The 24,946-nt window shown below is 64.2% G+C and carries 22 protein-coding genes; 12 read left to right on the forward strand and 10 right to left on the reverse strand.

The annotated features are described in order from the left end of the window. Positions 1–16: 16 nt before the first annotated feature. The 3 genes from rplT to infC form a co-directional block, all read right to left on the reverse strand. Positions 17–376, reverse strand: coding sequence for a 50S ribosomal protein L20 (rplT, locus tag ABG80_RS18810; RefSeq protein WP_058089095.1), 360 nt, complete (start codon positions 374–376; stop codon positions 17–19). 55 nt (positions 377–431) lie between these two features. After that, positions 432–635: a 50S ribosomal protein L35 gene (rpmI, locus tag ABG80_RS18815; RefSeq protein ID WP_028601240.1), complete on the reverse strand. Its 204-nt coding sequence runs from the start codon at positions 633–635 to the stop codon at positions 432–434. A gap of 255 nt (positions 636–890) precedes the next feature. Then, complete coding sequence (gene infC / locus ABG80_RS18820; RefSeq protein ID WP_058089204.1) at positions 891–1,439, reverse strand: translation initiation factor IF-3; 549 nt, start codon at positions 1,437–1,439, stop codon at positions 891–893. A gap of 396 nt (positions 1,440–1,835) precedes the next feature. On the opposite strand from infC, the gene ABG80_RS18825 reads away from it, so the two are divergent. Continuing rightward, positions 1,836–4,733 carry an ATP-binding protein gene (locus ABG80_RS18825; RefSeq protein WP_058089096.1) on the forward strand — a complete coding sequence of 966 codons (2,898 nt, stop codon included), beginning with the start codon at positions 1,836–1,838 and terminating at the stop codon, positions 4,731–4,733. 21 nt (positions 4,734–4,754) lie between these two features. On the opposite strand, the gene thrS is transcribed toward ABG80_RS18825, so the two are convergent. From thrS to ppa, 3 genes are all read right to left on the reverse strand, one after another. Beyond that, positions 4,755–6,674: a threonine--tRNA ligase gene (thrS, locus tag ABG80_RS18830; protein WP_058089097.1), complete on the reverse strand. Its 1,920-nt coding sequence runs from the start codon at positions 6,672–6,674 to the stop codon at positions 4,755–4,757. Positions 6,675–7,029: 355 nt separating this feature from the next. Beyond that, positions 7,030–8,346, reverse strand: a complete 1,317-nt coding sequence (aceA, locus tag ABG80_RS18835) for an isocitrate lyase (protein ID WP_058089098.1) — start codon at positions 8,344–8,346, stop codon at positions 7,030–7,032. A gap of 259 nt (positions 8,347–8,605) precedes the next feature. After that, a complete protein-coding gene (gene ppa / locus ABG80_RS18840; protein WP_058089099.1) occupies positions 8,606–9,139 on the reverse strand; it encodes an inorganic diphosphatase in 534 nt (177 codons plus the stop codon). Between the two features lie 256 nt (positions 9,140–9,395). Here ppa and ABG80_RS18845 point away from each other — a divergent pair, with 256 nt between their 5' ends. The 3 genes from ABG80_RS18845 (at position 9,396) to ABG80_RS18855 (ending at position 11,668) form a co-directional block, all read left to right on the forward strand. Further along, entirely contained in the window at positions 9,396–9,953 is a 558-nt protein-coding gene (locus tag ABG80_RS18845; protein ID WP_058089100.1) for a phasin family protein, read from the forward strand. Positions 9,954–10,176: 223 nt separating this feature from the next. Then, on the forward strand, positions 10,177–10,911 hold the full coding sequence (gene aat, locus ABG80_RS18850) for a leucyl/phenylalanyl-tRNA--protein transferase (RefSeq protein WP_058089101.1): 735 nt from the start codon (positions 10,177–10,179) through the stop codon (positions 10,909–10,911). 19 nt (positions 10,912–10,930) lie between these two features. Next, entirely contained in the window at positions 10,931–11,668 is a 738-nt protein-coding gene (locus ABG80_RS18855) for an arginyltransferase (protein ID WP_058089102.1), read from the forward strand. On the opposite strand, the gene ABG80_RS18860 is transcribed toward ABG80_RS18855, so the two are convergent. Beyond that, a complete protein-coding gene (locus tag ABG80_RS18860; RefSeq protein WP_058089103.1) occupies positions 11,669–12,406 on the reverse strand; it encodes an SIMPL domain-containing protein in 738 nt (245 codons plus the stop codon). Between the two features lie 187 nt (positions 12,407–12,593). Here ABG80_RS18860 and ompR point away from each other — a divergent pair, with 187 nt between their 5' ends. Next, positions 12,594–13,331, forward strand: coding sequence for an osmolarity response regulator transcription factor OmpR (gene ompR, locus ABG80_RS18865; protein ID WP_058089104.1), 738 nt, complete (start codon positions 12,594–12,596; stop codon positions 13,329–13,331). 3 nt (positions 13,332–13,334) lie between these two features. Further along, on the forward strand, positions 13,335–14,663 hold the full coding sequence (locus ABG80_RS18870; RefSeq protein ID WP_058089105.1) for a sensor histidine kinase: 1,329 nt from the start codon (positions 13,335–13,337) through the stop codon (positions 14,661–14,663). 6 nt (positions 14,664–14,669) lie between these two features. On the opposite strand, the gene ispF is transcribed toward ABG80_RS18870, so the two are convergent. Continuing rightward, positions 14,670–15,158 carry a 2-C-methyl-D-erythritol 2,4-cyclodiphosphate synthase gene (gene ispF / locus ABG80_RS18875; protein WP_058089106.1) on the reverse strand — a complete coding sequence of 163 codons (489 nt, stop codon included), beginning with the start codon at positions 15,156–15,158 and terminating at the stop codon, positions 14,670–14,672. Between the two features lie 350 nt (positions 15,159–15,508). Between ispF and ABG80_RS18880 the strand changes: the two genes are divergently transcribed. The 4 genes from ABG80_RS18880 (at position 15,509) to ABG80_RS18895 (ending at position 19,056) form a co-directional block, all read left to right on the forward strand. Next, a complete protein-coding gene (locus ABG80_RS18880; RefSeq protein WP_058089107.1) occupies positions 15,509–16,711 on the forward strand; it encodes an ammonium transporter in 1,203 nt (400 codons plus the stop codon). 275 nt (positions 16,712–16,986) lie between these two features. After that, positions 16,987–17,769, forward strand: coding sequence for a trypsin-like serine protease (locus ABG80_RS18885; protein WP_058089108.1), 783 nt, complete (start codon positions 16,987–16,989; stop codon positions 17,767–17,769). A gap of 41 nt (positions 17,770–17,810) precedes the next feature. Next, a complete protein-coding gene (locus tag ABG80_RS18890) occupies positions 17,811–18,161 on the forward strand; it encodes a type II toxin-antitoxin system Phd/YefM family antitoxin (RefSeq protein ID WP_058089109.1) in 351 nt (116 codons plus the stop codon). Positions 18,162–18,276: 115 nt separating this feature from the next. Beyond that, complete coding sequence (locus ABG80_RS18895) at positions 18,277–19,056, forward strand: zeta toxin family protein (protein ID WP_083506280.1); 780 nt, start codon at positions 18,277–18,279, stop codon at positions 19,054–19,056. On the opposite strand, the gene ispD is transcribed toward ABG80_RS18895, so the two are convergent. Further along, complete coding sequence (gene ispD, locus ABG80_RS18900; RefSeq protein ID WP_058089110.1) at positions 19,001–19,765, reverse strand: 2-C-methyl-D-erythritol 4-phosphate cytidylyltransferase; 765 nt, start codon at positions 19,763–19,765, stop codon at positions 19,001–19,003. The genes ABG80_RS18895 and ispD overlap by 56 nt on opposite strands. Before the next feature lie 95 nt (positions 19,766–19,860). On the opposite strand from ispD, the gene mfd reads away from it, so the two are divergent. After that, positions 19,861–23,355 (forward strand): transcription-repair coupling factor, encoded by a 3,495-nt coding sequence (mfd, locus tag ABG80_RS18905; protein WP_058089205.1) that lies wholly within the window; start codon positions 19,861–19,863, stop codon positions 23,353–23,355. Positions 23,356–23,364: 9 nt separating this feature from the next. Here mfd and ABG80_RS23300 read toward each other — a convergent pair whose 3' ends face one another. Then, positions 23,365–24,087 carry a TfoX/Sxy family DNA transformation protein gene (locus ABG80_RS23300; protein WP_200964347.1) on the reverse strand — a complete coding sequence of 241 codons (723 nt, stop codon included), beginning with the start codon at positions 24,085–24,087 and terminating at the stop codon, positions 23,365–23,367. 138 nt (positions 24,088–24,225) lie between these two features. Here ABG80_RS23300 and ABG80_RS18915 point away from each other — a divergent pair, with 138 nt between their 5' ends. Next, complete coding sequence (locus ABG80_RS18915; protein WP_058089111.1) at positions 24,226–24,906, forward strand: PEP-CTERM sorting domain-containing protein; 681 nt, start codon at positions 24,226–24,228, stop codon at positions 24,904–24,906. The last annotated feature ends 40 nt before the right edge of the window (positions 24,907–24,946 follow it).

Genomic DNA, 24,946 nt, shown 5'->3' on the forward strand with positions numbered 1-24,946 from the left:
CATGGGTGCTGCGGAATCAGGCAGCCAGTTGGGCCTTGGCCTTTTCAACGATGCTGGCGAAAGCAGCGGGGTCGTTGACAGCCATGTCAGCCAGGACCTTGCGATCGATTTCGATCGAGGCCTTCTTGATGCCAGCAATGAACTTGCTGTAGGTCAGGCCCAGTGCGCGGCTGCCGGCGTTGATGCGAGCGATCCACAGGCGGCGGAATTCGCGCTTCTTGGCGCGACGGTCACGGTAGGCGTACTGACCGGCCTTCATCACCGCCTGCTTGGCGATGCGATAGACGTTCTTGCGGCGACCGCGGAAGCCCTTGGCGAGGGCGAGGACTTTTTTGTGACGGGCACGGGCGGTAACGCCACGTTTGACGCGAGGCATGTGTAGCTCCTTCTGCGTTGACTAGATGACTGGACGAGACGGCTGCTTGCGGGTCTTACAGACCGGCGAAAGGCAGCATCTGGGCCATGTGGCCCATGTTGGTCTCGTGCACGTTGACGGCGCCGCGGAGCTGGCGCTTGTTCTTCGTGGTCTTCTTGGTCAGGATGTGGCGCTTGAAGGCTTGGCCGCGCTTGACGGTGCCACCGGGACGAACGCGAAAACGCTTCTTCGCGCTGCTCTTGGTCTTCATCTTGGGCATGTTGATGCTCCTTATGACTTGTTCCTGTCAGGCGCCACGGCAACCCACGTCCGTGTCTTGATGGCCTGCAGGCACTTTGATTGCCTCGGTGGCGCCCTTGAAAGGCACCACTTCGGCTTGGAGGCCGCCAGAAGCAACAAAGCGGCTCAACCTGGGTTGCCCCTGGGTGATCCGCCTCGCAGACTGCTGTCGGCTTCGGCCGGCGGGCACCCCCACAAACAGGGCAAACCCACCAAAGCCTTTGATGATAACAGATTATTTCTTCTTCTTGGGGCCCAGAACCATGATCATCTGGCGCCCTTCCAGCTTGGGCATGTTCTCGACCAGGGAGCAGTCCTGCAGGTCATCACGCACGCGTTCCAGCAGGCGCATGCCCAGGTCCTGGTGGGTGATTTCACGACCACGGAAGCGCAGCGTGACCTTGCCCTTGTCACCGTCCTCCAGGAAGCGGCGCAGGTTGCGCAGCTTGATCTGGTAGTCGCCTTCGTCGGTGCCGGGGCGGAACTTGACTTCCTTGACCTCGATGACCTTCTGCTTGAGCTTGGCGTCGTGGGCCTTTTTCTGCTCCTGGTACTTGAACTTGCCGTAGTCCATCAGGCGGCAGACAGGGGGATCTGCCGTGGCGGAGATCTCGACCAGGTCCACATCGTGCTCGGCCGACAGTCGCAGGGCTTCCTGGATGCTGACGACGCCGAGGGGCTCGTTCTCAGGTCCGTTCAGGCGGACTTCGGGCGCAGTGATTTCACGGTTCAGCCGGTGCTTGCGCTCGTCGTTGCGCGTGCGGCGGTCAAAGAAGTTAGCGATGTCTGTTTCCTTCGGGCCCGGCGTTGAAATCGCTCGAACCAATGGTCGGTGAACACGCGCCCGGCGGGTTGGCGACCGGCTGTCCAGACTGCATGAACAGACGCGGCACGCGTCAGACCTGACCGGCGATGTCTGGGTCGAGCTTCAAGGCAACAAGGCAGAAGTCTTCATCGACATCGCGCCGAGGCTATTTGTTGCCCCGGGCGCGCACAGAGCCAGAGCCTGCGCACACGGCGCACTCAACTGACCTTAGCGCGCGAAAGTTTACACGCTCCTGGCACGTTGCGCAAACCCAACGATCGCTCCAAGGCCTCACAGAGGACCCGAATGAGCACCCATGGCAGACTTCGCCATGGCCCCCGCGATGTTTCGACACCTCCAACGCCCCCATCGCCCATGCCCCTGCCCCATTGCTGGCGACGGCTCCTGCTGAGCCTGACAGCGACCTGCCTGCTGCTCTGCAGCGGCGTTCCTGCCGCCCAGGAGTCTCCTGCCCCATCCGCCCCTGCCACGGGCTTGAAGGTGCTGCACGTCGTCAGCGACGAAAATTTCCCGCCCTACACCTACCGCAACAGCGATGGCGGGCCGGAGGGCCTGCTCATCGACCGTTGGCGCCTGTGGTCCCGCAAGACAGGCGTGCCTGTCGAATTCAGCCTTCGCCCCTGGGCTCAAGCGCTGCAAGCACTGCAATCGGGCGAGGCCGATGTCATTGACCTGATCTACCGCACCCCTTCACGGGAAGCGCAATACGACTTTTCCCGTCCGTACGCGGACATGCCTGTTGGCATTTTCAGCCACAGCGACATCCTGGGCATCCACGACACCGCCACGCTCAAAGGTTTCCTCATTGGGGCGCAGGACGGCGATGCCTGCATCGAACAACTGCAGGCAGCGGGCGTGCGCACCATCGCGACTTACGCCAACTACGAGCAGCTCATTCGCGCAGCTCAGCGACAAGAGGTCAAGGTCTTCTGTCTCGACGAGGGCCCCGCGCGCTTTTACCTCTACAAACTCGGCGTCGACACCGAGTTCAAGCAATCGTTCGTGCTCTACACAGGCCAGGCACACCGCGCCGTCAAGGAAGGTCGCACCGAGTTGCTGGATTTCGTCGAAAAGGGCATGCAAGCCATCTCCGAGGCAGAGGAGCAGGCGCTGCAAGACAAGTGGCTGGGAGGTGGAAGTCGTGCACCTCACGTGCCCCCGCAAGCCTGGTGGGCCGCAGCCACGGTGCTGCTGGGCGCTGGCCTGCTGCTGCTTTGGAACATGCAGTTGCGCCGACGCGTGAGCGCGCGCACATCGGCCCTGCATGGCGCGCTTGAGGCCTTGCAACAGGCACACCAGGACACCGAAGTGGCGCGCGCCGACCTGGCAGCCACCCTGGAGGCGATCCCGGACTGGCTGATCGAGTTCGATGCCAACGGCCGCGTCGTCAACGCTTTCGCGGGCCGCGAAGGCAGCGCCATCGAGGCAGATGCCTCCAGGCTGATCGGGCAGCCCCCCGAAGCCTTCCTGCCGGAGGCGGCCGCCCAACTGATGCAGGCATCGGTTGACACCGCGCGCAAAGAAGGAAGGGATCTGGGCCGAAGCATCTGCCTGAATGCGCCGTCCGGTCCGCGTTGGCTTGAGCTCTCGAGCACACGCAAGCTGCACGGCCAGCAATTGCACGTGCTCACGCTCGCTCGTGACATCACCCAAAGACGCCAAGCCGAGGCCGACACAGAGCAAGCCAGGCTGGCTCAAGCTGCGGCCGAACGCGACAAGCTCTTCAAGGTGCTCTATGAAATGGCACCAGTGGCGATGGCCTTCCAGCGCGGCAACGAGGTCGTGTCCGTCAACCAGCGCTACATGGGCCAACTGGGCTTGACGGCAGAGGACATCCGCCACCCCGAACAGTGGTTCCAACGCGCTTACCCAGACCCGGATTACCGCGAATGGGTGATCCTGCGCTGGCAGCAGGACATCGAGCTGGCCCGCAACGGCGATGGCACCGTGCCGGCACGCGAATACCAGGTCAAGACAGGGCACGGTCACACGCTCGACGTGCTGATTGGCGGACAACTGCTCGATGATGGCCTGCTCATCACCCTGCAAGACATCTCCCCGCTCAAGCGAGCCAAGGAAGCGGCCGAAGCCGCCAACGAGGCCAAAAGCGCCTTCCTGGCCACCATGAGCCATGAAATCCGCACGCCACTGAACGCCATCATCGGGCTGACGGCCTTGCTGCTTCGCGACGACCTGCTGGAGCCCGCACGCGTTCGAGACCACCTGCGCAAGGTGGAAGGAGCCAGTCAGCTGCTGCTGGGCACCATCAACGACATCCTGGACTTTTCAAAGATCGAGGCAGGAAAGCTGGAGATCGAGCGCCAACCCTTCGAGCCCCGCACGCTGCTGCGCCAACTGGCCTGGACACTCGAAGACCAGGCACGCTCGAAAGGCCTGACGCTGTCGACGCACGCCGACGCCGAGGTGCCGCAAAGCATGCAAGGCGACCCGCTCAGGCTCGGCCAGGTGCTGCTGAACCTCGCAGGCAACGCGGTGAAGTTCACCGAGGAGGGGCACATCGACATCCGCCTGAGCATCACGCAGGACGCGCAACAGCGCAGCCTGCTGAGGGCTGAGGTCAAGGACTCGGGCATCGGCATCGATGTCGATGCCCAAGCTCGATTGTTCAAACCATTTCAGCAGGCCGACAACTCAACCACCCGTCGCTTTGGCGGCACCGGCCTTGGGCTGGCCATCAGCCGGCGAATCGTGGAGCTCATGGGGGGGCGCATCGGTGTGAACAGCAGCCCCGGTGAAGGCTCCACTTTCTGGCTGGAAATCCCCATGACGCAAGCCGAACAGACAGACGCCCCGGACGCAGCGACCACCCCTGCCGATTCGGGTCTGCCGATGATGGCCAAGCTGCCTGCCGGCATGAACGTGTTGCTGGCCGAGGACAATGAGCTCAACCGAGAACTGGCTTGCGAGCTGCTGCAACTGCACGGCCTGACCGTGCACACAGCCACCAACGGTCGCGAGGCGGTGTCCCTGGCAGCAAACCCGAATCAAACGCTCGACTTGATCCTGATGGACATGCAAATGCCCGAGATGGACGGCCTGGAGGCAACTCGCCTGGTGCGAGCCATGCCACACCGTCAGCGGGTCCCCGTGATCGCCATGACGGCCAACGCGTCGCTGGACGACAGGCAGCGCTGCATCGATGCAGGCATGAACGACCACCTGCCCAAGCCCTTCGAGCTCACGCGGCTGACGCTGACACTGCAGCGCTGGCTGGTACCGCCCCCAGGCTGAGGGAGCGGCCCGGCCATCTGATCAACTGCGCTCGTTCGTCGCCTGGTTGATCAGTGCGGTCAGCGCCGACAGGTCCATCACTCCCAGGTCCTGGTTGCCACGGGCGCGCACGGCCACCTTGCCGGCGTCCTTTTCCTTGTCGCCCAGCACGATGAAGTAAGGCACCTTCTGAAGCGCGTGTTCGCGGATCTTGTAGGTGATCTTCTCGTTGCGGGTGTCGAGCTTGGTGCGGATGCCGGCCTTGTTCAGTGCCGCAGCCACGTCACGTGCGTAGTCGACCTGTGCGTCGGTGATGTTGAGCACCACGGCCTGCACGGGCGACAGCCACACCGGCAAGGCCCCCGCGTGCTGCTCGATCAGGATGCCGATGAAGCGCTCGAGCGAGCCCAGGATCGCGCGGTGCAGCATCACAGGGTGCTTGCGGTCGCTGGCCTCGGTCACGTACTCGGCGCCCAGGCGCTCGGGCATCGAGAAGTCGACCTGGATGGTGCCGCACTGCCAGTGACGACCCAGCGCGTCTTTCAGCGTGTACTCGATCTTGGGGCCGTAGAACGCGCCGTCGCCAGGGGCGATGGTGAACTCGCTGTTGGTGGCCTTGAGGCTTTCCATCAGCGCGTTCTCGGCCTTGTCCCACACCTCGTCGGAGCCGATGCGCTTTTCAGGGCGCGTGGCGACCTTGTAGATGATGTCGGTGAAGCCGAAATCGGCGTAGACCTTCTGCAGCAGCGCTGTGAAGTCCACGCACTCCTGCAGGATCTGGTCTTCGGTGCAGAAGACGTGGCCGTCGTCCTGCGTGAAGCCGCGCACGCGCATGATGCCGTGCAGGCCGCCGGTGGGCTCATTGCGGTGACACTGACCGAACTCGCCGTAGCGAATGGGCAGGTCGCGGTAGCTCTTGATGCCCTGATTGAAGATCAGGATGTGGCCGGGGCAGTTCATCGGCTTGAGCGCGTAGTCGCGCTTTTCCGACTCGGTGGTGAACATGTTCTCGCGGTACTTGTCCCAGTGGCCGGTCTTCTCCCACAGCGTCTTGTCGATGATCTGCGGGCCCTTGACCTCCTGGTAACCGTTGTCACGGTAGACCTGGCGCATGTACTGCTCCACGGCCTGCCACACGGTCCAGCCCTTGGGGTGCCAGAACACCACGCCCGGGGCGTGCTCGTCGATGTGGAACAGGTCGAGCTCCTTGCCCAGCTTGCGGTGGTCGCGCTTTTCGGCTTCTTCCAGGCGGGTGAGGTACAGCTGCAGGTCTTCCTTGCTCGTCCAGGCCGTGCCGTAGACGCGCTGCAGCTGCTCGTTGCGGTGGTCACCGCGCCAGTAGGCGCCGGCCACCTTCATCAGCTTGAAGTGCTTGAGCTTGCCGGTGGTGGGCACGTGCGGGCCGCGGCACAGGTCGGTGAAGGCGCCTTCGCTGTAGAGCGACACGTCCTGGTCGGCCGGGATGCTCTCGATGATCTCGGCCTTGTAGTGCTCACCCAGGCTCTTGAAGTACGCAACCGCCTCATCACGCGGCAGCACCTTGCGCTCGACCTTCTCGTCCCTCTTGGCCAGCTCGCCCATCTTCTTTTCGATGGCAGCCAGGTCTTCGGGCGTGAAGGGGCGCTTGTAGGCGAAGTCGTAATAGAAGCCGTCTTCGATGGTCGGGCCGATGGTGACCTGAGCCTCGGGGAACAGCTCCTTGACGGCGTAGGCCAGCAAGTGGGCGGTCGAGTGGCGGATGACGTCCAGGCCGTCGGCGTCCTTCTCGGTGACGATGGCCAGTTGCGTGTCGGCCTCGATGCGGTAGGAGGTGTCCACCAGGCGGGCGGCATCGCCCTGCCCCACGCGGCCGGCCAACGCAGCCTTGGCCAAGCCGGTACCGATGGAGGCGGCCACTTCGGCCACGGTCACCGGCTGCGGGAACTCGCGCTTGGAGCCGTCGGGCAGTTGAATCGAAATCATCTTGGTTTCCTCAGTGGGGAAGTTGCCCCTCCGGCTTGGTGCAGCCGCCGGTTGAAAGCATTCGGGCAACAAAAAAGCGCGGTGGCTGCCGCGCTTTCAGGTTTGTAGAAGCAAACAGGTTTGCGAAAGCAGCGGCCAGCCGACTAGACCTCGGTCGAGGTGAAAGTGGGGGTCGAAGTTCGCGGTGTCATAACCGTGAGTGCCTTTCTACGTTCCTTACGATGTGCCAAATCAAAACGACGCCCTGTCGAGCATCAGGGGCCCGATTGTAGCGGGCCGAAATGAAAAACGGCACCCGAAGGTGCCGCTTATGTGTTCAAGCCGATCAGGCAACGGGCCTTGCGGCCCGCGCAGATCAGTGGAACTGTTCTTCTTCGGTCGAGCCGGTCAGGGCCTTCACGGAGGACGAGCCACCTTGGATCACGGTGGTCACGTCGTCGAAGTAGCCAGCGCCCACTTCTTGTTGGTGCGACACGAAGGTGTAACCCTTTTCGCGAGCTGCGAATTCGGGCTCTTGCACCATTTCGGTGTAGTGCTTCATGCCTTCGCCGCGAGCGTAAGCGTGGGCGAACTGGAACGTGTTGTACCAGTTGACGTGGATACCAGCCAAGGTGATGAACTGGTACTTGTAGCCCAGGGCCGACAGGTCTTCCTGGAACGAAGCGATTTGCTTGTCGTTGAGGTTCTTCTTCCAGTTGAAGGAAGGCGAGCAGTTGTACGACAGCAGCTTGCCGGGGCACTTGGCGTGCACGGCTTGGGCGAATTCACGGGCGAAGCCGATGTCGGGCACGCCGGTTTCGCACCACACCAGGTCGGCGTAAGGAGCGTAAGCCACGCCACGGCTGATGGATTGCTCCAGGCCGTTCTTGACGCGGTAGAAACCTTCTTGGGTGCGCTCGCCGGTCACGAACGGCTTGTCGTTGTCGTCGCAGTCGCTGGTCAGCAGGTTGGCGGCTTCAGCGTCGGTGCGAGCCAGAACGATGGTGGGCACACCCAGCACGTCGGCAGCGAAACGAGCAGCGATCAGCTTTTCAACGGCTTCGCGGGTCGGGACCAGCACCTTGCCACCCATGTGACCGCACTTCTTCACAGCAGCCAGTTGGTCTTCGAAGTGCACGCCAGCGGCGCCAGCCGTGATCATGTTCTTCATCAGTTCGAAGGCGTTCAGAACGCCACCGAAACCGGCTTCAGCGTCAGCGACGATGGGCAGGAAGTAGTCGATGAAACCTTCGTCGCCGGGGTTGATGCCACGCGACCATTGGATTTCGTCAGCACGCTTGAACGTGTTGTTGATGCGGCGAACCATGGTGGGCACCGAGTCGTACGCGTACAGCGACTGGTCGGGGTACATGGTTTCCGAGGTGTTGCCGTCGGCGGCGACTTGCCAGCCCGACAGGTACACGGCTTCCAGGCCAGCCTTGGCCTGTTGCATGGCTTGACCGGCGGTGATGGCGCCGAAAGCGTTCACGTAGCCCTTCTTGGCACCGCCGTTGACCTTTTCCCACAGCTTTTCAGCGCCGCGCTTGGCCAGGGTGTACTCGGGCTGCAGGCTGCCACGCAGGCGAACCACGTCAGCTGCAGAGTAGCCGCGCTTGACGAGCTTCCAACGGGGGTTTTCGGCCCAGTCCTTTTCCAGGGCAGCGATTTGCTGTTCACGGGTGAGTTGAGTCATGACGATCTCCGGGGTTGAAGGGAGGTGCTAGAAAAGCCGTGACTCTATCAGGATTTCTGCGAAACGGTGCGGACTTATGTCTTATATAAGACCCCCTCACACAAGGGGGTCGTTAACCCGCAACAACGCACCCTGCCCGCTTGTGCTCGCCCACCGCGCAGCGCCCGTGCTGCAAGACCCTTGGCCAAAGAAAAAGCCGCCTGCTCCCAGCGGGGCGCAGGCGGCTGCGTCAGGCGGGGCGACACGCGCCCAACATGCCTCAGTGCTGCTTCTTGAAGCTTTCCAGGCCGGTGACCACTTCGGCCTTGGCGTCTTCGATGCCGGCCCAACCAACCACCTTCACCCACTTGCCGGGCTCCAGGTCCTTGTAGTGCTCGAAGAAGTGCTTGATCTGGGCGATCAGCAACTCGGGGAGGTCTTCCAGCTTCTGGATGCCCTTGTACATGGCGCAGATCTTCTCGGTGGGCACAGCCACCAGCTTGGAGTCACCACCAGCCTCGTCTTCCATCTTCAGGATGCCCAGAGGACGGCAGGGGATGACCACGCCCGGCTGCAGCGGGAACGGGGTCACGACCAGCACGTCGACCGGGTCGCCGTCGGCGGCGATGGTCTGGGGCACATAGCCGTAGTTGCAGGGGTAGTGCATGGCCGTGCCCATGAAGCGATCGACGAAGACCGCGCCGGTCTCGTGATCGATCTCGTACTTGATCGGGTCGGCGTTGGCGGGGATCTCGATGATGACGTTGAAGACGTCGGGCGCCTTGGCGCCAGCGGGGACGTTGAGCAGGCTCATGGTGATCGCTTTGAGCAGTTGGGATGCGGTGAAGTCGAGAGTGTAGGCGAGGAGGCGATCCGGACAGCCCTGTCCCTGCGCGATCTCGCGTTTCGCCGATTGTCAAAAACATGACAAAGTTGCAAGCGGTTGCTGCACCGCACAAAAAAGTGCTTGCAATCGGCGGCAGCGCTCCTATACTTCGAGTCATGTTGCAACGCAGCAATTGAAGTTCGAAGCTGCGGTTTGCGATCAACCCTTCATAACGGAGATTGAAATGCTGACTGCCGAACAAATCCTCGCCTCCCAAAAAGCCAGCCTGGCCACCCTGTTCGACCTGGGTCAGAAGGCCTTCGAAGGCGTCGAGAAGGTCGTCGAATTGAACCTGCAAGTCGCCAAGACTTCGCTGGAAGAAGCTTCCGAGCACGCCAAGGCTGTGCTGGCCGTCAAGGACGCCCAGGAACTGCTGGCGCTGCAAGCCTCGCTGCTGCAACCCTCGGCTGAGAAGGCCGCAGCCTACGGTCGTCACCTGTACGACATCGCTTCGACCACCAGCGCCGAAGTCAGCAAGCTGGCCGAATCGCAAGTCTCCGATGCTCAGAAGAAGTTCGCAGCTGTCGTTGACAACGCCGTCAAGAACGCCCCCGCCGGCACCGAAAACGCCGTCGTGCTGGTGAAGTCGGCTGTTGCGGCCGCCAACAACGCTTTTGACTCGGTGCAAAAAGCCGCCAAGCAAGCTGCCGATGTGGCCGAAGCCAACTTCCAGGCCATCACCAACACCGCCGTCAAGGCATCCCAGGCCGCCACGACGGCCGCCAAGCGCAAGGCCGCCTGATTGGCGCTTGCCCCTGGTTGACAAATCTTTGCAAGGAATTCGGAGCCAGTCGCTTGAACTTCCTGACCGGGCCCTGATCTCATCAGGGCCGCTCTGGACAAGCGGCACTCCCTGAAAGGTTGTCTCCTCGGTACCTGTCGAACCTTTTCTAAGGTACCTTTCAGCCCGGTGGCTTGCCACCGGGCTTTTTTCTTGCCCGCATCAACTGAATGCCCGCTCGTTCATGATCCCCTGGCTGGAAGCAGACACCCCGTTCCCAGACACGCTTGAAGCGCTGGGCCCCGACTCCGATGCCCCGGGCTTGCTGGCCGCTGGCGCCGACCTGAGCACCCAGCGGCTGGCGCAGGCCTACCGTCGCGGCATCTTCCCCTGGTTCGGTGAAGACCAGCCCATCCTCTGGTGGAGCACACACCCCCGCATGGTTTTGCCGGTGGCAGAGTTCAAGCTGTCCCGCTCCCTGCGCAAGACGATTGAGCGCTTTCGGCGCACACCAGGCTGCGAGGTGCGCATCGACTCGCACTTCGACGCGGTCATGCACCATTGCGCCCTCACCCCGCGCGACGGCCAGCGCGGCACCTGGATCGTGCCCGAGATGCGCGCCGCCTACGGCAAGTGGCACCGCGAGGGCCAAGTGCACTCTGTGGAAACCTGGGTGAACGGCGAGTTGGTCGGCGGCCTCTATGGCATCCACATGGGCCGCATGTTCTTCGGTGAATCGATGTTCTCGCACCGCACCGACGCGTCCAAAATTGCCCTGGCCGCCCTGGTGTGCTTTTGCCGAGCCAACGGCCTGCCTGTGATCGACTGCCAGCAGGAGACATCCCACCTGGCTTCCCTGGGGGCACGCCCCTGGCCAAGGGGGCAATTCGAGGCCCACCTCAAGCAGGTGGTCGATGAATCAGGCCCATCCGATTGGACCTATCATCATTCATTCTGGGATCACCTGATCCCCCGGTGAACCCTTCGCGAAACCCGCTGTGACGCATCCCAAAGACCTGCCGCTTGCCTCCCTGCAGTTCTATGCGACGGCGCCCTACCCCTGCAGCTACCTGGATGGGCGCACCGCGCGCTCGCAGGTGGCCACGCCCAGCCACCTGATCAACGCCGACGTTTACTCCGGCCTGGTGGCCACCGGCTTTCGCCGCAGCGGCATGTTCACTTACCGCCCCCATTGCGATGGCTGCAAGGCTTGCGTGCCGTTGCGCATACCTGTGCAGCGATTCCAGCCTTCGCGCAGCCAGGTGCGGGCCTGGCGTGCCCATCAGCACCTTGAGGCGCGTGTGCTGAGGCTGAATTTCAACCCCGAGCACTATCAGCTTTACCTGCGCTATCAGCGCGGCAGGCACCAAGGCGGCGGCATGGACCACGATTCGGTGGACCAGTACACCCAGTTTCTGTTGCACAGCCGGGTCAACTCTCGCCTGGTCGAGTTCCGTGAACCAGCCTCGCCCGATGGGCAGCCCGGCGCTCTCAAGATGGTGTCCGTCCTGGACGTGCTCGAAGACGGGCTCTCGGCGGTCTACACGTTTTACGAACCCGAGCCAGACACCAGCTACGGCACCTACAACGTGCTGTGGCAGATCGAGCAAACACGCGACCTCGGGCTGGCGCACCTCTACCTGGGTTACTGGATCGAGGCCAGCCCCAAGATGGTTTACAAGACGCGTTTTCGACCGCACCAGCTCTTGCTGGGCGGCCAGTGGCGCGAGGGTTGATCAGGGCTGCAGGAGGACGTCACCCGAGACCGTGATGGTCAGCGTCCCCTTGCCTGGGGCCAGCGGCAGGGCTGCGTCGGCCATCGGGGCCGCAGCCGCCTTGGCCATCGCCATCATGGGCACCGGACGCCCCTCGAAGCCCGCATCGGTGGAAGACACCGACACCGAGCCCAGGGTGTAGCCCTTCATGCCGAAGTCGGTGGCCAGCTGCCCGGCGCGCGCCCTGAACTGGCGAATGGCCTCCGTGGTGAGCGAGGCCTCGTGTTGCTCGCGCAATGCGCGCGACAGCCCGTAGCGAACCTGCGTGACGTTGAGCTGGTTGAGCTTGCCCGAGACCGTGGACACCTTGCCGGCATCCGTGCCCGAAATGATCAGTTGGGCGGATCCTTGCCAGCCGGTGATGCGGCTGTTGTTGCCGTACCGCGGGTAAAGGTTGAAGCCGCCGGTCTGCACGCTGACGGCCTCAGGTGCAGCACCCTTGATGAGCGCACGCGCCTCGGTCAGGGCCGATTCGAGCACGCGCTTGAGCTCGGCCTGCACATCTGCAGCCTGGCTGCCGTCCTTGACGGTTTCGAGGACGACGGTCAACTCGTCCTGCACCACCTCGCGGTGAGCGGTGGCGCTGAAGTTCACGCTGCCCTGGCGCGGGGCATCGGCCTGCGCGCCACAGGCTGCAGCGGCCATCAGGCAGGCGGTTGTCAGTTGGCGGACGGCTGCGGGACGTCGAGTCAGGATCATGGTCAACCTTTGTCGGTCAGTTGGAGACCCATTCTCAACGCGAAATACCCCTGTGGCGCCGACATCCTTTCAGCTTGACGGGAGCGTCATGAGCGGGCAAGAATTGTAACAACCGGTCAAATACGGGCGTTTGGGGTCCGCAAACTGCGCACAATCCGCGCTTGTTACAAACGCCTAGGAACGCACCATGACTTCCAACAACGCCAACCAGCGTCCCGACCGCGTCCTCGTGGTGGACGACGATGCTCGGATCCGCGACCTGCTGCGGCGCTACCTGAGCCAGGAAGGCTTCGAGGTGCTCCTGGCAGAAGATGCCAAGGCGCTCAACCGCCTGCTGACGCGTGAAACCGTCGACCTGATCGTGCTCGACCTGATGCTGCCCGGCGAAGACGGCCTGTCCATCTGCCGCCGCCTGCGCGCCGCCAACGACGTCACGCCGATCATCATGCTGACGGCCAAGGTCGAAGACGTCGATCGCATCGTCGGCCTGGAAGTCGGCGCCGACGACTACCTGCCCAAGCCCTTCAACCCCCGCGAGCTGCTGGCACGCATCCACGCCGTGCTGCGTCGCCGCCCGGCCCAGGAAGCTCCCGGCGCGCCCGCCAAGGAAGCCCAAACGGTGACGTTCGGCCCCTTCGAGTTCGACCTGGCCCTGCGCCGCCTGAGCAAGGAAGGCGAGCCCATCGCCCTGACCACGGGCGAGTTCTCGATGCTCAAGGCCCTGGTGCGCCACCCGCGCCAGCCACTGAGCCGCGACAAACTGGCGCAACTGGCTCGTGGCCGTGAGTTCGAGCCTTTCGACCGCAGCCTCGACGTGCAGATCTCGCGCCTGCGCAAGATGATCGAGCCCGATCCGGCACAACCTCGCTACATCCAGACGGTGTGGGGCGTGGGTTATGTGTTCGTGCCGGACGGCGGGGCTTGATCGATGCCAAGAAAGCGGTTCGCCCTCAGCCTCTTCTGGCGCACCTTCATCCTGCTCGGCCTGCTGCTGACGGCAGGCATCTTCGCCTGGGTCCAGACCTTCCGTGCGCTCGAGTTCGAGCCGCGCGCGGTCCAGGCCGCCCAGCAGATCGCCAGCCTGGTCAACTTGTCGCGGGCGGCGCTGCGCTACTCCGACAGCATCAACCGGCTCACGCTGATCAAGACGCTGTCGGACCAGGAGTCCATCCGACTCAAGCCTCGGGAGCCCTCTGATCGGTTCGAGGCCTTCGAGATCAGCCGCTTCACTCGGGCCATCGGCGAGCAACTGCGCTCGCGCCTGGGGCCAACCACCGTCGTGGCCAGCAGTGTCAACGGCGTGCCAGGGCTGTGGGTGGGCTTCCAGATCGAGCGAGACAACTACTGGCTGCAGGCAGATCCGACCCGGGTCGAGCCGCTGGCGGCTGGCACCTGGTTCATCTGGGTGGGCATCGCGCTGGTGGCGACCGTGTTGGGCTCGGCCATCATCGCGCGACTCATCAACCAGCCGCTCAAGGAGCTGTCGTTCGCCGCCAGCCGCATCCGCGAAGGCGAGTACGACTCGGTGCTGGATGAATCCATGATCACGCGCGAGATCCGCGAGGTGAACCAGGGCTTCAACCGCATGGCGCGCGAGCTGGCCAAAGTGGAAGAAGACCGCGCCGTGATGCTGGCCGGCATCTCGCACGACCTGCGCACGCCGCTGGCCCGCATGCGCCTGGAAGCAGAAATGAGCGTGGTCGACGAAGAGGCCAAGCGCAACATGGCCGCTGACATCGACCAGCTCGACGCCATCATCGACAAGTTCATGGACTACGCCCGCCCCGGCGAGGTCGAACTGGTGGCGGTGCATGTCTCGAGCGTGGTGGACAAGGCCATCAGCCAGTTCCGCGACACCAAGCGCATCCGCATCACGGCCAAATTGCCCATCGACACCCGGGTCATGGCGGACGAAACCGAACTCGGCCGGGTGCTGACCAATCTGTTCGAGAACGCCCGCCGCTACGGCCGCAACACCTACACGGGTGTGACCAACGTGGACGTCAGCTACACGCGTTCCGGCGCCTGGGTGATCCTGTCGGTGCGCGACCACGGGCCTGGTGTGGCACCCGAGAAGCTGCCGCAGCTGACCACGCCCTTCTTCCGCGGGGACGCGGCCCGCACCGCCGCCACCGGCGCCGGCCTGGGCCTGGCCATCGTGGACAAGGCCTTGCAGCGCATGGGCGGCTCGTTCGAGCTGGCGAATGCGCCGGGCGGCGGCCTGGTGGCGCACATTCGGCTCAAACGCGCTCCTTGAGCGGGCTCAGAGTCGGTAGAGCAGGCAGACCGCCCGAGTCTCGATCGCCCGTCCCTCACCCACTGGCCCCATCTTCTCGGCCGTCTTGGCCTTGACGTTGACCTGCGACTCGTCCAAGCCCAGTGCCTGGGCGATTCGCTGGCGCATGGCGCCGATGTGGGGTGCCATTTTCGGGGCCTGGGCCACGATGGTGGTGTCCAGGTTGACCACGCCCCAGCCCGCATCGATCACCCGACGATGGGCCTCCATCAGCAGCACGACCGAATCGGCGCCTTTGAAGCTTTCGTCCGTGTCAGGGAAGTGCCGGCCGATGTCGCCCAGGCCGGCTGCCCCCAGCAGTGAATCCGTGATCGCGTGCAGCAACGCGTCGGCGTCGGAATGCCCGAGCAAGCCGTGGGTGTGAGGGATGGCAACTCCCCCCAGGATCAAAGGACGGCCGACGACGAGGGCGTGGGTGTCCCACCCTTCTCCGATGCGGATGGCTGGTGCGCTCATGTGAACGGTGCTTCAAAAGGGACCGCGAGCGGTCCGCGCTGGTTGGACTGATGTCGGTTGACAGCCGCCATTGTCCGGCGATCCGAGCACCCGAGGCCCCCTCGATGCGAGAAAAGCCCATGGCGAGCTTGCCCTGCGCAGCACACCGTGCATCGCCACCTGACGCACAACATCGGTGCAAACGATCAAGCAATCACGCTGATGCACCAATGCAAATCATTTTTCCCGCCCAAGAACGGCCTGATCGCCCCAAAAACAGGCACGTGTTTTGCTTGCTTTTGGTGCTTCCGATGTGCCCGGCCCAAAAACGACTCAGATCGGTGCGGCCTACTCCGCTGTGGAACCTGACTATGGATCAACTCAAACAAGGCGCTGACGCGCTGTTCATCCTTTTGGGCGCCGTCATGGTGCTCGCCATGCATGCCGGCTTCGCCTTCCTCGAATTGGGCACGGTGCGGCACAAAAACCAGGTCAATGCCCTGGTCAAGATCCTGGTCGATTTCTGCGTCTCGACGCTGGCCTACTTTTTCGTGGGCTACACCATCGCCTACGGGGTCGACTTCTACGCTGGCGCAGGCACCCTGGCGCAGAACAACGGCTACGCCCTGGTCAAGTTTTTCTTCCTGCTGACGTTCGCAGCGGCCATCCCGGCCATCATTTCAGGTGGCATCGCCGAGCGCGCCAAGTTCGGCCCGCAGTTGATTGCCACGGCTGCCATCGTGGGCTTGTTCTACCCGCTGTGCGAAGGCGCCATCTGGAACAACAAGTTCGGTGTGGGCGACTGGCTGCAGTCTCTCTCGGGCACCCCGATGCACGACTTCGCTGGCTCGGTGGTGGTTCACGCCTTCGGTGGCTGGCTGGCGTTGCCGGCCGTGCTCATCCTGGGCGCGCGCCGCAACCGCTATCGCAAGAACGGTGAAATCTCGGCCCACCCGCCCTCGAGCATCCCCTTCCTGGCGCTGGGTTCGTGGATCCTGGCCGTGGGCTGGTTCGGCTTCAACGTGATGAGCGCCCAGACCATCGACAAGATCTCGGGCCTGGTCGCGGTGAACTCGTTGATGGCCCTGGTGGGCGGCACGCTGGTGGCCGTGCTCATGGGCCGCAACGACCCGGGCTTTGCCTACAACGGCCCCCTGGCCGGCCTGGTGGCGGTGTGCGCCGGCTCGGACATCATGCATCCGGCGGGTGCGCTGGTGGTGGGCGGCATCGCGGGCGCGATCTTCGTGCTGATGTTCACCCTGGTGCAGAACAAGTGGAAGATCGATGACGTGTTGGGCGTCTGGCCGCTGCACGGCTTGTGCGGAGCCTGGGGCGGGATCGCGGCAGGCATCTTCGGGCAGACCGAGCTCGGTGGCGCTGGTGGCGTGAGCCTGCTGACCCAGACCGTCGGCACGCTGGGCGTGGTGGCCTTTGCACTGATCTCTGGCGGGCTGGTTTACGGGGTGCTCAACAAGGCCATGGGCCTGCGCCTGTCGCAAGAAGAAGAATTCGAAGGCGCCGACCTGTCGATCCATCGAATCAAGGCGACCCCGGAACACGAAACATCCTGGTGAAGCCAAAGCGCCACACGAACCTGACAACCCGGCACCCGCCGGGTTTTTCCTTGGCGCCCCCGATGGAGGCACCAGATCACCCCCCACGAGGAATGCCCCAATGGCCGAATGGCCCTGTGGTGACGCATCCTTGAGGGAGTTCACGCCTTGGACTGCACCACGGCACCGGCGCAGTGCCACCCAGCAGCATTGGTCGCTCCAAGCCCAACACCCAGCCTCGCCTCACCATGCAAAACCGCTCGTGTTTTCTTCGCTCAATCGTTGCATCCCTTGCTGTGGGATCCGCCTTTAGCTTCGCACCGGCGGCTCACGCCATCGTCAATGGCACGGCGACCAACGGCTTTGATGCCATTGGCGAGCTTGGAGGCGCCTCTGGCGTGCTCATCGCGAGCAACTGGGTCCTGACGGCAGCGCACGTGGCCAGCTCACTGACAGTCGGCTCGAGCAGCTTCGTGTCGCAGGCCGGCTCGTCTCTGGTGAGCGCCACCTTCACGTTCAGCAGCGCCGACTTCCCGAACGACGACATCGCGCTGGTTCAGCTTTCTTCATCATTGAGCATCGCCACCCCCTTTCTCAATGACGAGGTGATCACCTCGTCGCAGGTCGCGTCGCTGGGCACGCTGACCATGGTGTCGGCGCAGAACCAGGCACCCAACGGCTTCGCCACCACGACCGCGTACGACGTGGCCGCCACCTACCAGGCGGACGCCGCTGGCGCGGCCTCGGTGAACTGGCTGCTGACCAACGGCAACGCCCATTTGCAGGGGGGCGACAGCGGCGGCGCCTTGTTCGCCGGGACACCGACCGACAGCGCTGGAGCGCTGCTGTTCGGCGTGGCGTCTGCGGTGCTCCAGGACGGCGACACGGGTGCAACAGAGGGCTCGGCCTTCGTGCAGGTCGCCAGCTACCGCAGCTGGATCGACGCCACCATGGCCAGCTCTGGGCAGCAGGCCACTTGGGTGTCCAGCGTGCCCGAGCCCTCCAGCATGCTGCTGCTCGCCATCGGCGGATTGGCCATTTTGGCCAGAAGAACTGGACAAATCAGCCGAAATGGCTAAAATGGCTCCATCGATCAAATTTGATCGCGAAGGGCGTCCCCATGACTGCACTGACCTTGCGCAACCACCGAGGCGAAGAGGTGGCTGTTCCCGAGTTTTCTGCCACCGAAGCCAAGAACAGTTTCGGGCGCGTCCTGGACGCTGCCTCCAGCCAAGGCATGGTGGCCATCACCAAACGAGACCGCACCACAGCTGTGGTGCTGTCTCTGGACGCCTACCAGGCTTTGCTTGACGCGCGCGACCAGGCTCTGGGCAGCCTGAGCCATGAGTTCGACGCCTTGCTTCAACAAATGCAAACGCCTGCATCGCGCCAGGGCATGCTGGCGGCTTTCGACGCCTCCCCCGAAGAGCTGGGCGCAGCAGCCCTGGCGGCGGTGACGCCAGCCCACTGAAATCGACCAAAGAGGTCGGCCAGACGCACCACCAGGCGCCTCGATGCGCCGCACGCTTCAGGCGCACCCCCAGGTGCGCCTTTTCGTTTCAACCTGAAAAACAGAGAGACTGCCCGTGGACCAGACTGCCCACGCCCCCCGCATTTTCGTGCTGGCTGGCACCAACGGTGCCGGCAAAAGCAGCATCGGCGGGGCCACCATCCGCGCCCATGGCGCCCAGTATTTCAACCCGGATGAGGCCGCTGCCCGCATCCGGGCGGCTCAGCCGCACCTGAGCGCCACCCAAGCCAACAGCGCCGCCTGGCATGAGGGCAAGCGCCTGCTCCAACATGCCATCGCCCAGCGGCTGGATCACAACTTTGAAACCACCCTGGGTGGGCAAAGCTTCGCGCGCCTGCTCAAACAGGCTGCTCTGGCTGGCATCGAGGTGCGGATCTGGTACGTCGGGCTGGCCAGCCCGGAGCAGCACCTGGCTCGCGTCAAAGCCCGGGTGCGCAAAGGCGGCCATGACATCCCTGAGGCCGACATCCGCCGCCGCTTTGACCAAAGCCGTTTGCAATTGATCCAGCTGATGCCCCACCTGGCTGAGCTGCGCGTCTACGACAACAGCCACGACGCCGATCCGCACCAGGGCCAAGCACCCCAACCCAAATTGGTGGTGCATTGGCAGCAAGGTCGGGTGCGCGTGCCAGCAAGCGCCACCGACATGGGTCAGACGCCGGAATGGGCCAAACCGATCGCGATGGCAGCCATCAAGGCAGCAGCCTCGCGCCAGACAGCCTCATCGACAGAACCGAAAGCAGCCAAGGCCAAGTCCAGCGAGCCCAAGCTTTCGGCGCTCAAGCCCGCGTCGCCAACAGGCGCTCGGCCAAAGCGAAGTCGCCCGGCCAAGTGACCTTGAAGTTCTCGAAATCGCCCGTCACCAGGCGGGGCGCGTGCCCCAGCATCTCGATGGCACTGGCCTCGTCGGTGACCGCCGCCGCCGTGGCGGGGTCAGACAATGCCCCCAACAAGGCCGGCTGAAGCAAGCCCAGGCGAAACACCTGAGGCGTCTGGGCTCCCCACTTGGCGGTGCGGTCCACCGTCTGGCAGGAGCGGGGTTCACCGTCCGCCCCAGGCTCCGATGCCTTGAGCGTGTCCGCCAATGGGAGCGCCAGCAAGCCGCCCACCTCGTCATCGACACAAGCGTCCAGCAGGCGATCGACCCATTCGGGCCGCAAGAGGCACCGCGCCGCGTCATGCACCAGCACCCAATCGTGGGGCTCGGCGCCCCGGGCTCGCAACTCGCTCAGCCCGTTGAGCACGCTCTCGGCCCGGCTTGCGCCGCCGACCCGCGCCACCCAGGCCCCTTCGCCTGCGAAATCAGGGGCGTGGCGCTCGAATTGCGTGTCCTCGGGCGACAGCACCACCAGCGTCGCGGACAGCCTTGGCACCGCTTGCAGCGCCCTCAAGGTGTGCGACACCACCGAGCGCCCTGCGACAGGGTGGTACTGCTTGGGCCCACCCACACCCGCCCGCTCGCCGACCCCGGCACAAGGCACCAACGCAAAACAACGCGGCTGAAATTCAGGTGACGTCAGGGTGAACAGGGATGTCTCGGGCATGGCCGGATTGTCTCGCACCTAAAATCAAAGCCAATGCGTTGATCGTTGACGCCCGGCCACACCTGTGCCCGGGCCTTTTGCTTTTTCACCTGCTCATGCTGCCCGCCCTGCCCTCGCCCGCCATCGCCCCCGGCAAACGCTTCTCCGTGCCTCGGCCCATCGGCTCGGGCGACGCGGCTTTGCTGGCCCACTTTGCCCTGGCACGCAAGGCACAAGGCCAGCTCACCGCCCTGCTCACGGCCGACCCGGCAGATGCCCAGCGCCTGCTCGACGAGGTCGCCTTCTTTGCGCCCGAGCTGCGCTGCGCCATCTTTCCCGACTGGGAAACGCTGCCCTACGACACCTTCTCGCCTCACCAGGACCTGATCTCGGAGCGCCTGGCCACGCTCTGGCGCATGCAAAACGGCGTGGCAGGAGAAGGCGACAAGGGCGTCGACCTGGTCATGCTGCCCGCCACCACGGCCCTCACGCGCCTGGCGCCGCCCTCCTTCCTGGCCGCCTACACCTTCCACTTCAAGCAAAAGCAAAAACTCAACGAAGCCGCGCTCAAGTCGCAACTCACCCTGGCCGGCTACAACCACGTCAGCCAGGTGGTCTCGCCCGGCGAATACGCCGTGCGTGGCGGCCTGATCGACCTCTACCCCATGGGCTCGCTGGTGCCTTACCGGGTCGACCTGTTCGGCGACGAGATCGACTCCATCCGCACCTTCGATCCAGACACCCAACGCAGCCTCTACCCCGTGCCGGAGGTTCGCCTGCTGCCAGGCCGCGAGTTCCCGATGGACGAAGCCTCGCGCGCGGCGTTCCGCGACCGTTGGCGCGAACGCATCGAAGGCGATCCGAGCAAGTCGCGCATTTACAAAGACATCGGCACGGGTGTGGCCACGGGCGGCATCGAGTACTACCTGCCCCTGTTTTTCAACGAGACCTCGACCTTCTTTGAACACCTGGGGGACCCGACTCAGGGTGGTGCCGCAATCGTCCTGCACGGTGACATCGACGAAGCCCTGCGCCGCTTTTGGACCGAAACCCGCGAGCGCCACCGCTTCCTGCAACACGACCCCGAGCGCCCCCTGCTGCCGCCCGAAGAGATCTTCCTCAAGTCAGACGAGTTCTTCACGCTGGCCAACGCCCACGCGGTGCTGGCCATCCGCGGCACCGAGCCCACCGAATGGGCTCGTCCATTGCCCAACCTGAGCGTCGAGCGCGGCGGCCAGGACCCGCTGCGCAAGCTGGAGCAACACCTGAGCCAGACCGAAGCCCGCGTGCTGGTGGTGGCCGAAAGCGCCGGCCGCCGCGAAAGCCTGATGGAGCTGCTGCGCGACCACAAGCTGGAGCTCCCCAGCGTCGACAACCTGCACGCCTTCTCGGTCAGCGACCACCGCCACGCCATCACCGCCGCCCCCCTTGCCGCAGGCTTCATCTGGCAGGCCGCCACCACCGCACAGAGCCTGCACCTCATCACCGAGACCGAGCTCTTCGACGCCAGCCCGGCCACGCGCCGTCGCCGCAAGAAAAACGAACAGACCACCGACGTCGACTCGCTCATCAAGGACCTGTCCGAGTTGAACGTGGGCGACCCGGTGGTGCACAGCAACCACGGCATCGGCCGCTACCAGGGCCTCATCAACCTCGACCTGGGCGACGGCCCCTCCGAGTTCCTGCACCTGGAGTACGCCGACAAGGCCGTGCTCTACGTGCCCGTGTCGCAACTGCACCTGATCAGCCGCTACACCGGCGTCAGCGCCGACGAGGCTCCGCTGCACAAGCTCGGCTCACCCCAGTGGGACAAGGCCAAGCGCAAGGCCGCCGAACAGGTGCGCGACACCGCCGCCGAGCTGCTCAACCTCTACGCCCGCCGCGCCGCCCGCGAAGGCCACGCCTTCCGCTTCAGCGCCCAGGACTACGAGGCCTTCGCCACCAGCTTCGGCTTCGAAGAAACGCCCGACCAGCGCGCAGCCATCCACGCCGTCATCCAGGACATGATCAGCCCGCGCCCGATGGACCGCCTGGTCTGCGGCGACGTGGGCTTCGGCAAGACGGAAGTCGCGCTGCGCGCCATGTTCGTGGCCGTCACCAGCGGCAAGCAAGTCGCCCTGCTGGCGCCCACCACGCTGCTGGCAGAGCAGCACTACCAGAACATCTCCGACCGCTTCGCACAGTGGCCCGTGAAGGTGGCCGAGATGTCGCGCTTCCGCTCGGCCAAGGAAATCAAGCAGGCGATGCAGGGCATCGAAGACGGCACCATCGACATTGTCGTGGGCACGCACAAGCTGCTGAGCGAATCGGTCAAGTTCAAGCGCCTGGGGCTGCTCATCATCGACGAGGAGCACCGTTTCGGCGTGCGCCACAAAGAGGCCATCAAGGCCATGCGCGCCGACATCGACGTGCTCACCCTCACCGCCACGCCCATCCCTCGCACCCTGGGCATGGCCATGGAGGGCCTGCGTGACCTGTCCGTGATCGCCACCGCCCCGCAACGCCGTCTGGCCATCAAGACCTTCGTGCGCAGTGAAAACAGCAGCGTCATCCGCGAAGCCGTGCTGCGCGAACTCAAGCGTGGCGGCCAGGTCTACTTCCTGCACAACGAGGTCGAGACCATCGAGAACCGGCGCGACAAGCTCGCCGAGCTGATCCCCGAAGCCCGCATCGCCATCGCCCACGGCCAGATGCCCGAGCGCGAGCTCGAGCGCGTCATGCGCGACTTCGTGGCCCAGCGCCACAACGTGCTGCTGTGCTCGACCATCATCGAGACCGGCATCGATGTGCCGAGTGCCAACACCATCGTGATGACCCGCGCAGACAAGTTCGGTCTGGCCCAGCTGCACCAGCTGCGCGGTCGCGTGGGCCGCTCGCACCACCAGGCCTATGCCTACCTGCTGGTGCCCGACGTCGAAGGGCTGACCAAGCAGGCCGCCCAACGCCTGGACGCCATCCAGAACATGGAAGAGCTGGGCTCGGGCTTCTACCTGGCCATGCACGACCTGGAGATCCGCGGCGCCGGCGAGGTGCTGGGCGACAACCAGAGCGGCAACATGATGGAGGTGGGCTTCCAGCTCTACAACGAGATGCTGGCCGAAGCCGTGCGCGCCCTCAAATCCGGCAAAGAACCCGACCTGCTCTCGCCCTCGGGCCTGTTCGGCAGCAACACCGACATCAACCTGCACGCGCCCGCCCTGCTGCCCGACGCCTACTGCGGCGACGTGCACGTGCGCCTGAGCCTGTACAAGCGCCTGGCGACCGCCGACTCCGCCGACAAGATCGAAGGCATGCTGGAAGAGCTGGTCGACCGATTCGGCAAACTGCCACCCCAGGCGCAGGCCCTGTTCGACACCCACAAGCTGCGAGTGCAGGCCAAGCCCTATGGCGTCATCAAGATCGACGCCGCCCCCGGCATCATCAACGTGACCTTCCGCCCCAACCCGCCGATCGACCCGATGCGCATCATCGAGCTGGTGCAGAAGAACCGCCACATCAAGCTGGCCGGCAACGACAAGCTGCGCATCGAGAAGGAGTTGAAAGACCCGAAAGACCGCGCCCAGTACGTGCGCGATCTGCTCAAGCAACTCGGGCAGCCGCTCAAAACCTGAGCACGCAACTCATCCCTGGCGCTGTGCATCCTCCAGCGCCATGAGCAAACTGGCGCGGTCGGCCACGGCCACCTCCTGCCAGGGCCGGCCGGTCAGCGCCCCCTCCAGGGCCCACAACAGGTTCAGGCTCACGCCCGGACTGAACTCGCGTGTGCGCACGTACGCCCTCACCGCACCAAGCTGCCGCAAACCATCCAGGCTGGTGATGCCGGCGGCCGCCAACGCGGCCACGCTGCGCGGCCCCAGGTTGGGCAGCTTGTCGAGTGGCACAGCTGATGCCGGGGCGCCGCCGCGCTTGTCCGTGCGACCCGCCTGGGCCACCCCAGGCATGGCCTCGGCGTCGATCGACTTCGCCGGCGACTTGCCGCCCCGCTTGTTTCGGGGCTGACACCGGGCCCTGAGCGCCGCCTGCCAGGCCAATGCGCACCATTGGGCCATCTCAGTCGGGTCCTCCAATGCTTGAGGCGGCGCCTCGTGATAACTGAGGTGCACCGTGCGCCCCTTGGCGGCAAATGAAAAAGGCTGCAGATTGCATTTTGTGAAAATCGCGCGAGTTTCATCGTCCACCTTGAGATAAAGCACCCCGTTTGCCAGAAGCGCAAACATGACGCCATCGCGATAAAAGCCATGCCCGCCGAACATCGCGCGCGCGCGCACCACAGCGAAGCGATCCATCAGGTCGATGAAATGCTGCACCACCGCACCAGGTGGTCTGATCGGCTCACGGGACATGGCAAAACCCCTGGCAAAGGGTTGAACTCAGGCCACAGGCCCGGGAACAAGGGGTTGTCAAGTGTGAGGTATTCACAGTAACGTTCCGAGTAACTGAAAACGCCCCAGGGGAGAGGTTCCCCAAAACCGGAGCAAACCATGATCAAAAAGCTTGCCATCGCAGCCGCCCTGTCCGCAGCCGCCCTTTCGTCGGCCCAAGCCGGCGTGGTCGTCGGCGCCCAATCTGCCCAGATTGTCGCCGGTGCCCCCGGCATTGGCGCCATCTCCAGCACATTCGACCAATATGGACTGATCACCGACTACGTGAGCGGCGTGACCGATTTTGACACCTACATCGCCAGCAACCCGCTGCATGTGTGGGACTTCAGCGTTGAAGACGCCGGCACCACCTACTACTACGAGTGGTTCTCCAACTTCGGCACCGCCACCGCCAGCGTTTCTTACGACCTGGGCGAAGTGCGCTTCACCCAAGGCCTGGCACTGTGGAACGAAGACGGCAATGGCATCGGCAAGCTCAACATCCTGGGCTCGGTTGACGGCATCACCTGGACCACCCTCGGCAGCAGCCTGTCCCCCACTGACAACGCTTCCGGCCAGGACTACGGTGCCGACGTGTTCAACTGGGACGCCATTGCCACGCGCTACATCAAGCTTGAAGCCAGCCAATGCCCGGCCAGCAGCACCTGGGTGGGCTGCAGCGTCGGCGAAGTGGCGTTCAACGTGACCGACGTGCCTGAACCCAGCAGCGTCGCCATGGCCGGCCTGGGTCTGGCCGTTGTGGGCGCCGTGGCCGCACGCCGCCGCCGCCAACAAGCCTGATCGTCCTCGCTCCCTGCCGATCGGTGCCCGTGGCGCTGTG

Source organism: Aquabacterium parvum, assembly GCF_001447195.1.
GTDB classification, from domain to species: Bacteria; Pseudomonadota; Gammaproteobacteria; order Burkholderiales; family Burkholderiaceae_C; genus Aquabacterium; species Aquabacterium parvum.

Bases quoted from the DNA above. Each gene is read 5' to 3' on its own strand.
- rplT (WP_058089095.1), bottom strand. From the start codon at position 376: ATGCCTCGCGTCAAACGTGGCGTTACCGCCCGTGCCCGTCACAAAAAA.
- rpmI (WP_028601240.1), bottom strand. From the start codon at position 635: ATGCCCAAGATGAAGACCAAGAGCAGCGCGAAGAAGCGTTTTCGCGTT.
- ABG80_RS18825 (WP_058089096.1), top strand. From the start codon at position 1,836: ATGCCCCTGCCCCATTGCTGGCGACGGCTCCTGCTGAGCCTGACAGCG.
- thrS (WP_058089097.1), bottom strand. From the start codon at position 6,674: ATGATTTCGATTCAACTGCCCGACGGCTCCAAGCGCGAGTTCCCGCAG.
- aceA (WP_058089098.1), bottom strand. From the start codon at position 8,346: ATGACTCAACTCACCCGTGAACAGCAAATCGCTGCCCTGGAAAAGGAC.
- ppa (WP_058089099.1), bottom strand. From the start codon at position 9,139: ATGAGCCTGCTCAACGTCCCCGCTGGCGCCAAGGCGCCCGACGTCTTC.
- ABG80_RS18845 (WP_058089100.1), top strand. From the start codon at position 9,396: ATGCTGACTGCCGAACAAATCCTCGCCTCCCAAAAAGCCAGCCTGGCC.
- aat (WP_058089101.1), top strand. From the start codon at position 10,177: ATGATCCCCTGGCTGGAAGCAGACACCCCGTTCCCAGACACGCTTGAA.
- ABG80_RS18860 (WP_058089103.1), bottom strand. From the start codon at position 12,406: ATGATCCTGACTCGACGTCCCGCAGCCGTCCGCCAACTGACAACCGCC.
- ompR (WP_058089104.1), top strand. From the start codon at position 12,594: ATGACTTCCAACAACGCCAACCAGCGTCCCGACCGCGTCCTCGTGGTG.
- ABG80_RS18870 (WP_058089105.1), top strand. From the start codon at position 13,335: ATGCCAAGAAAGCGGTTCGCCCTCAGCCTCTTCTGGCGCACCTTCATC.
- ispF (WP_058089106.1), bottom strand. From the start codon at position 15,158: ATGAGCGCACCAGCCATCCGCATCGGAGAAGGGTGGGACACCCACGCC.
- ABG80_RS18880 (WP_058089107.1), top strand. From the start codon at position 15,509: ATGGATCAACTCAAACAAGGCGCTGACGCGCTGTTCATCCTTTTGGGC.
- ABG80_RS18890 (WP_058089109.1), top strand. From the start codon at position 17,811: ATGACTGCACTGACCTTGCGCAACCACCGAGGCGAAGAGGTGGCTGTT.
- ispD (WP_058089110.1), bottom strand. From the start codon at position 19,765: ATGCCCGAGACATCCCTGTTCACCCTGACGTCACCTGAATTTCAGCCG.
- mfd (WP_058089205.1), top strand. From the start codon at position 19,861: ATGCTGCCCGCCCTGCCCTCGCCCGCCATCGCCCCCGGCAAACGCTTC.
- ABG80_RS23300 (WP_200964347.1), bottom strand. From the start codon at position 24,087: ATGTCCCGTGAGCCGATCAGACCACCTGGTGCGGTGGTGCAGCATTTC.
- ABG80_RS18915 (WP_058089111.1), top strand. From the start codon at position 24,226: ATGATCAAAAAGCTTGCCATCGCAGCCGCCCTGTCCGCAGCCGCCCTT.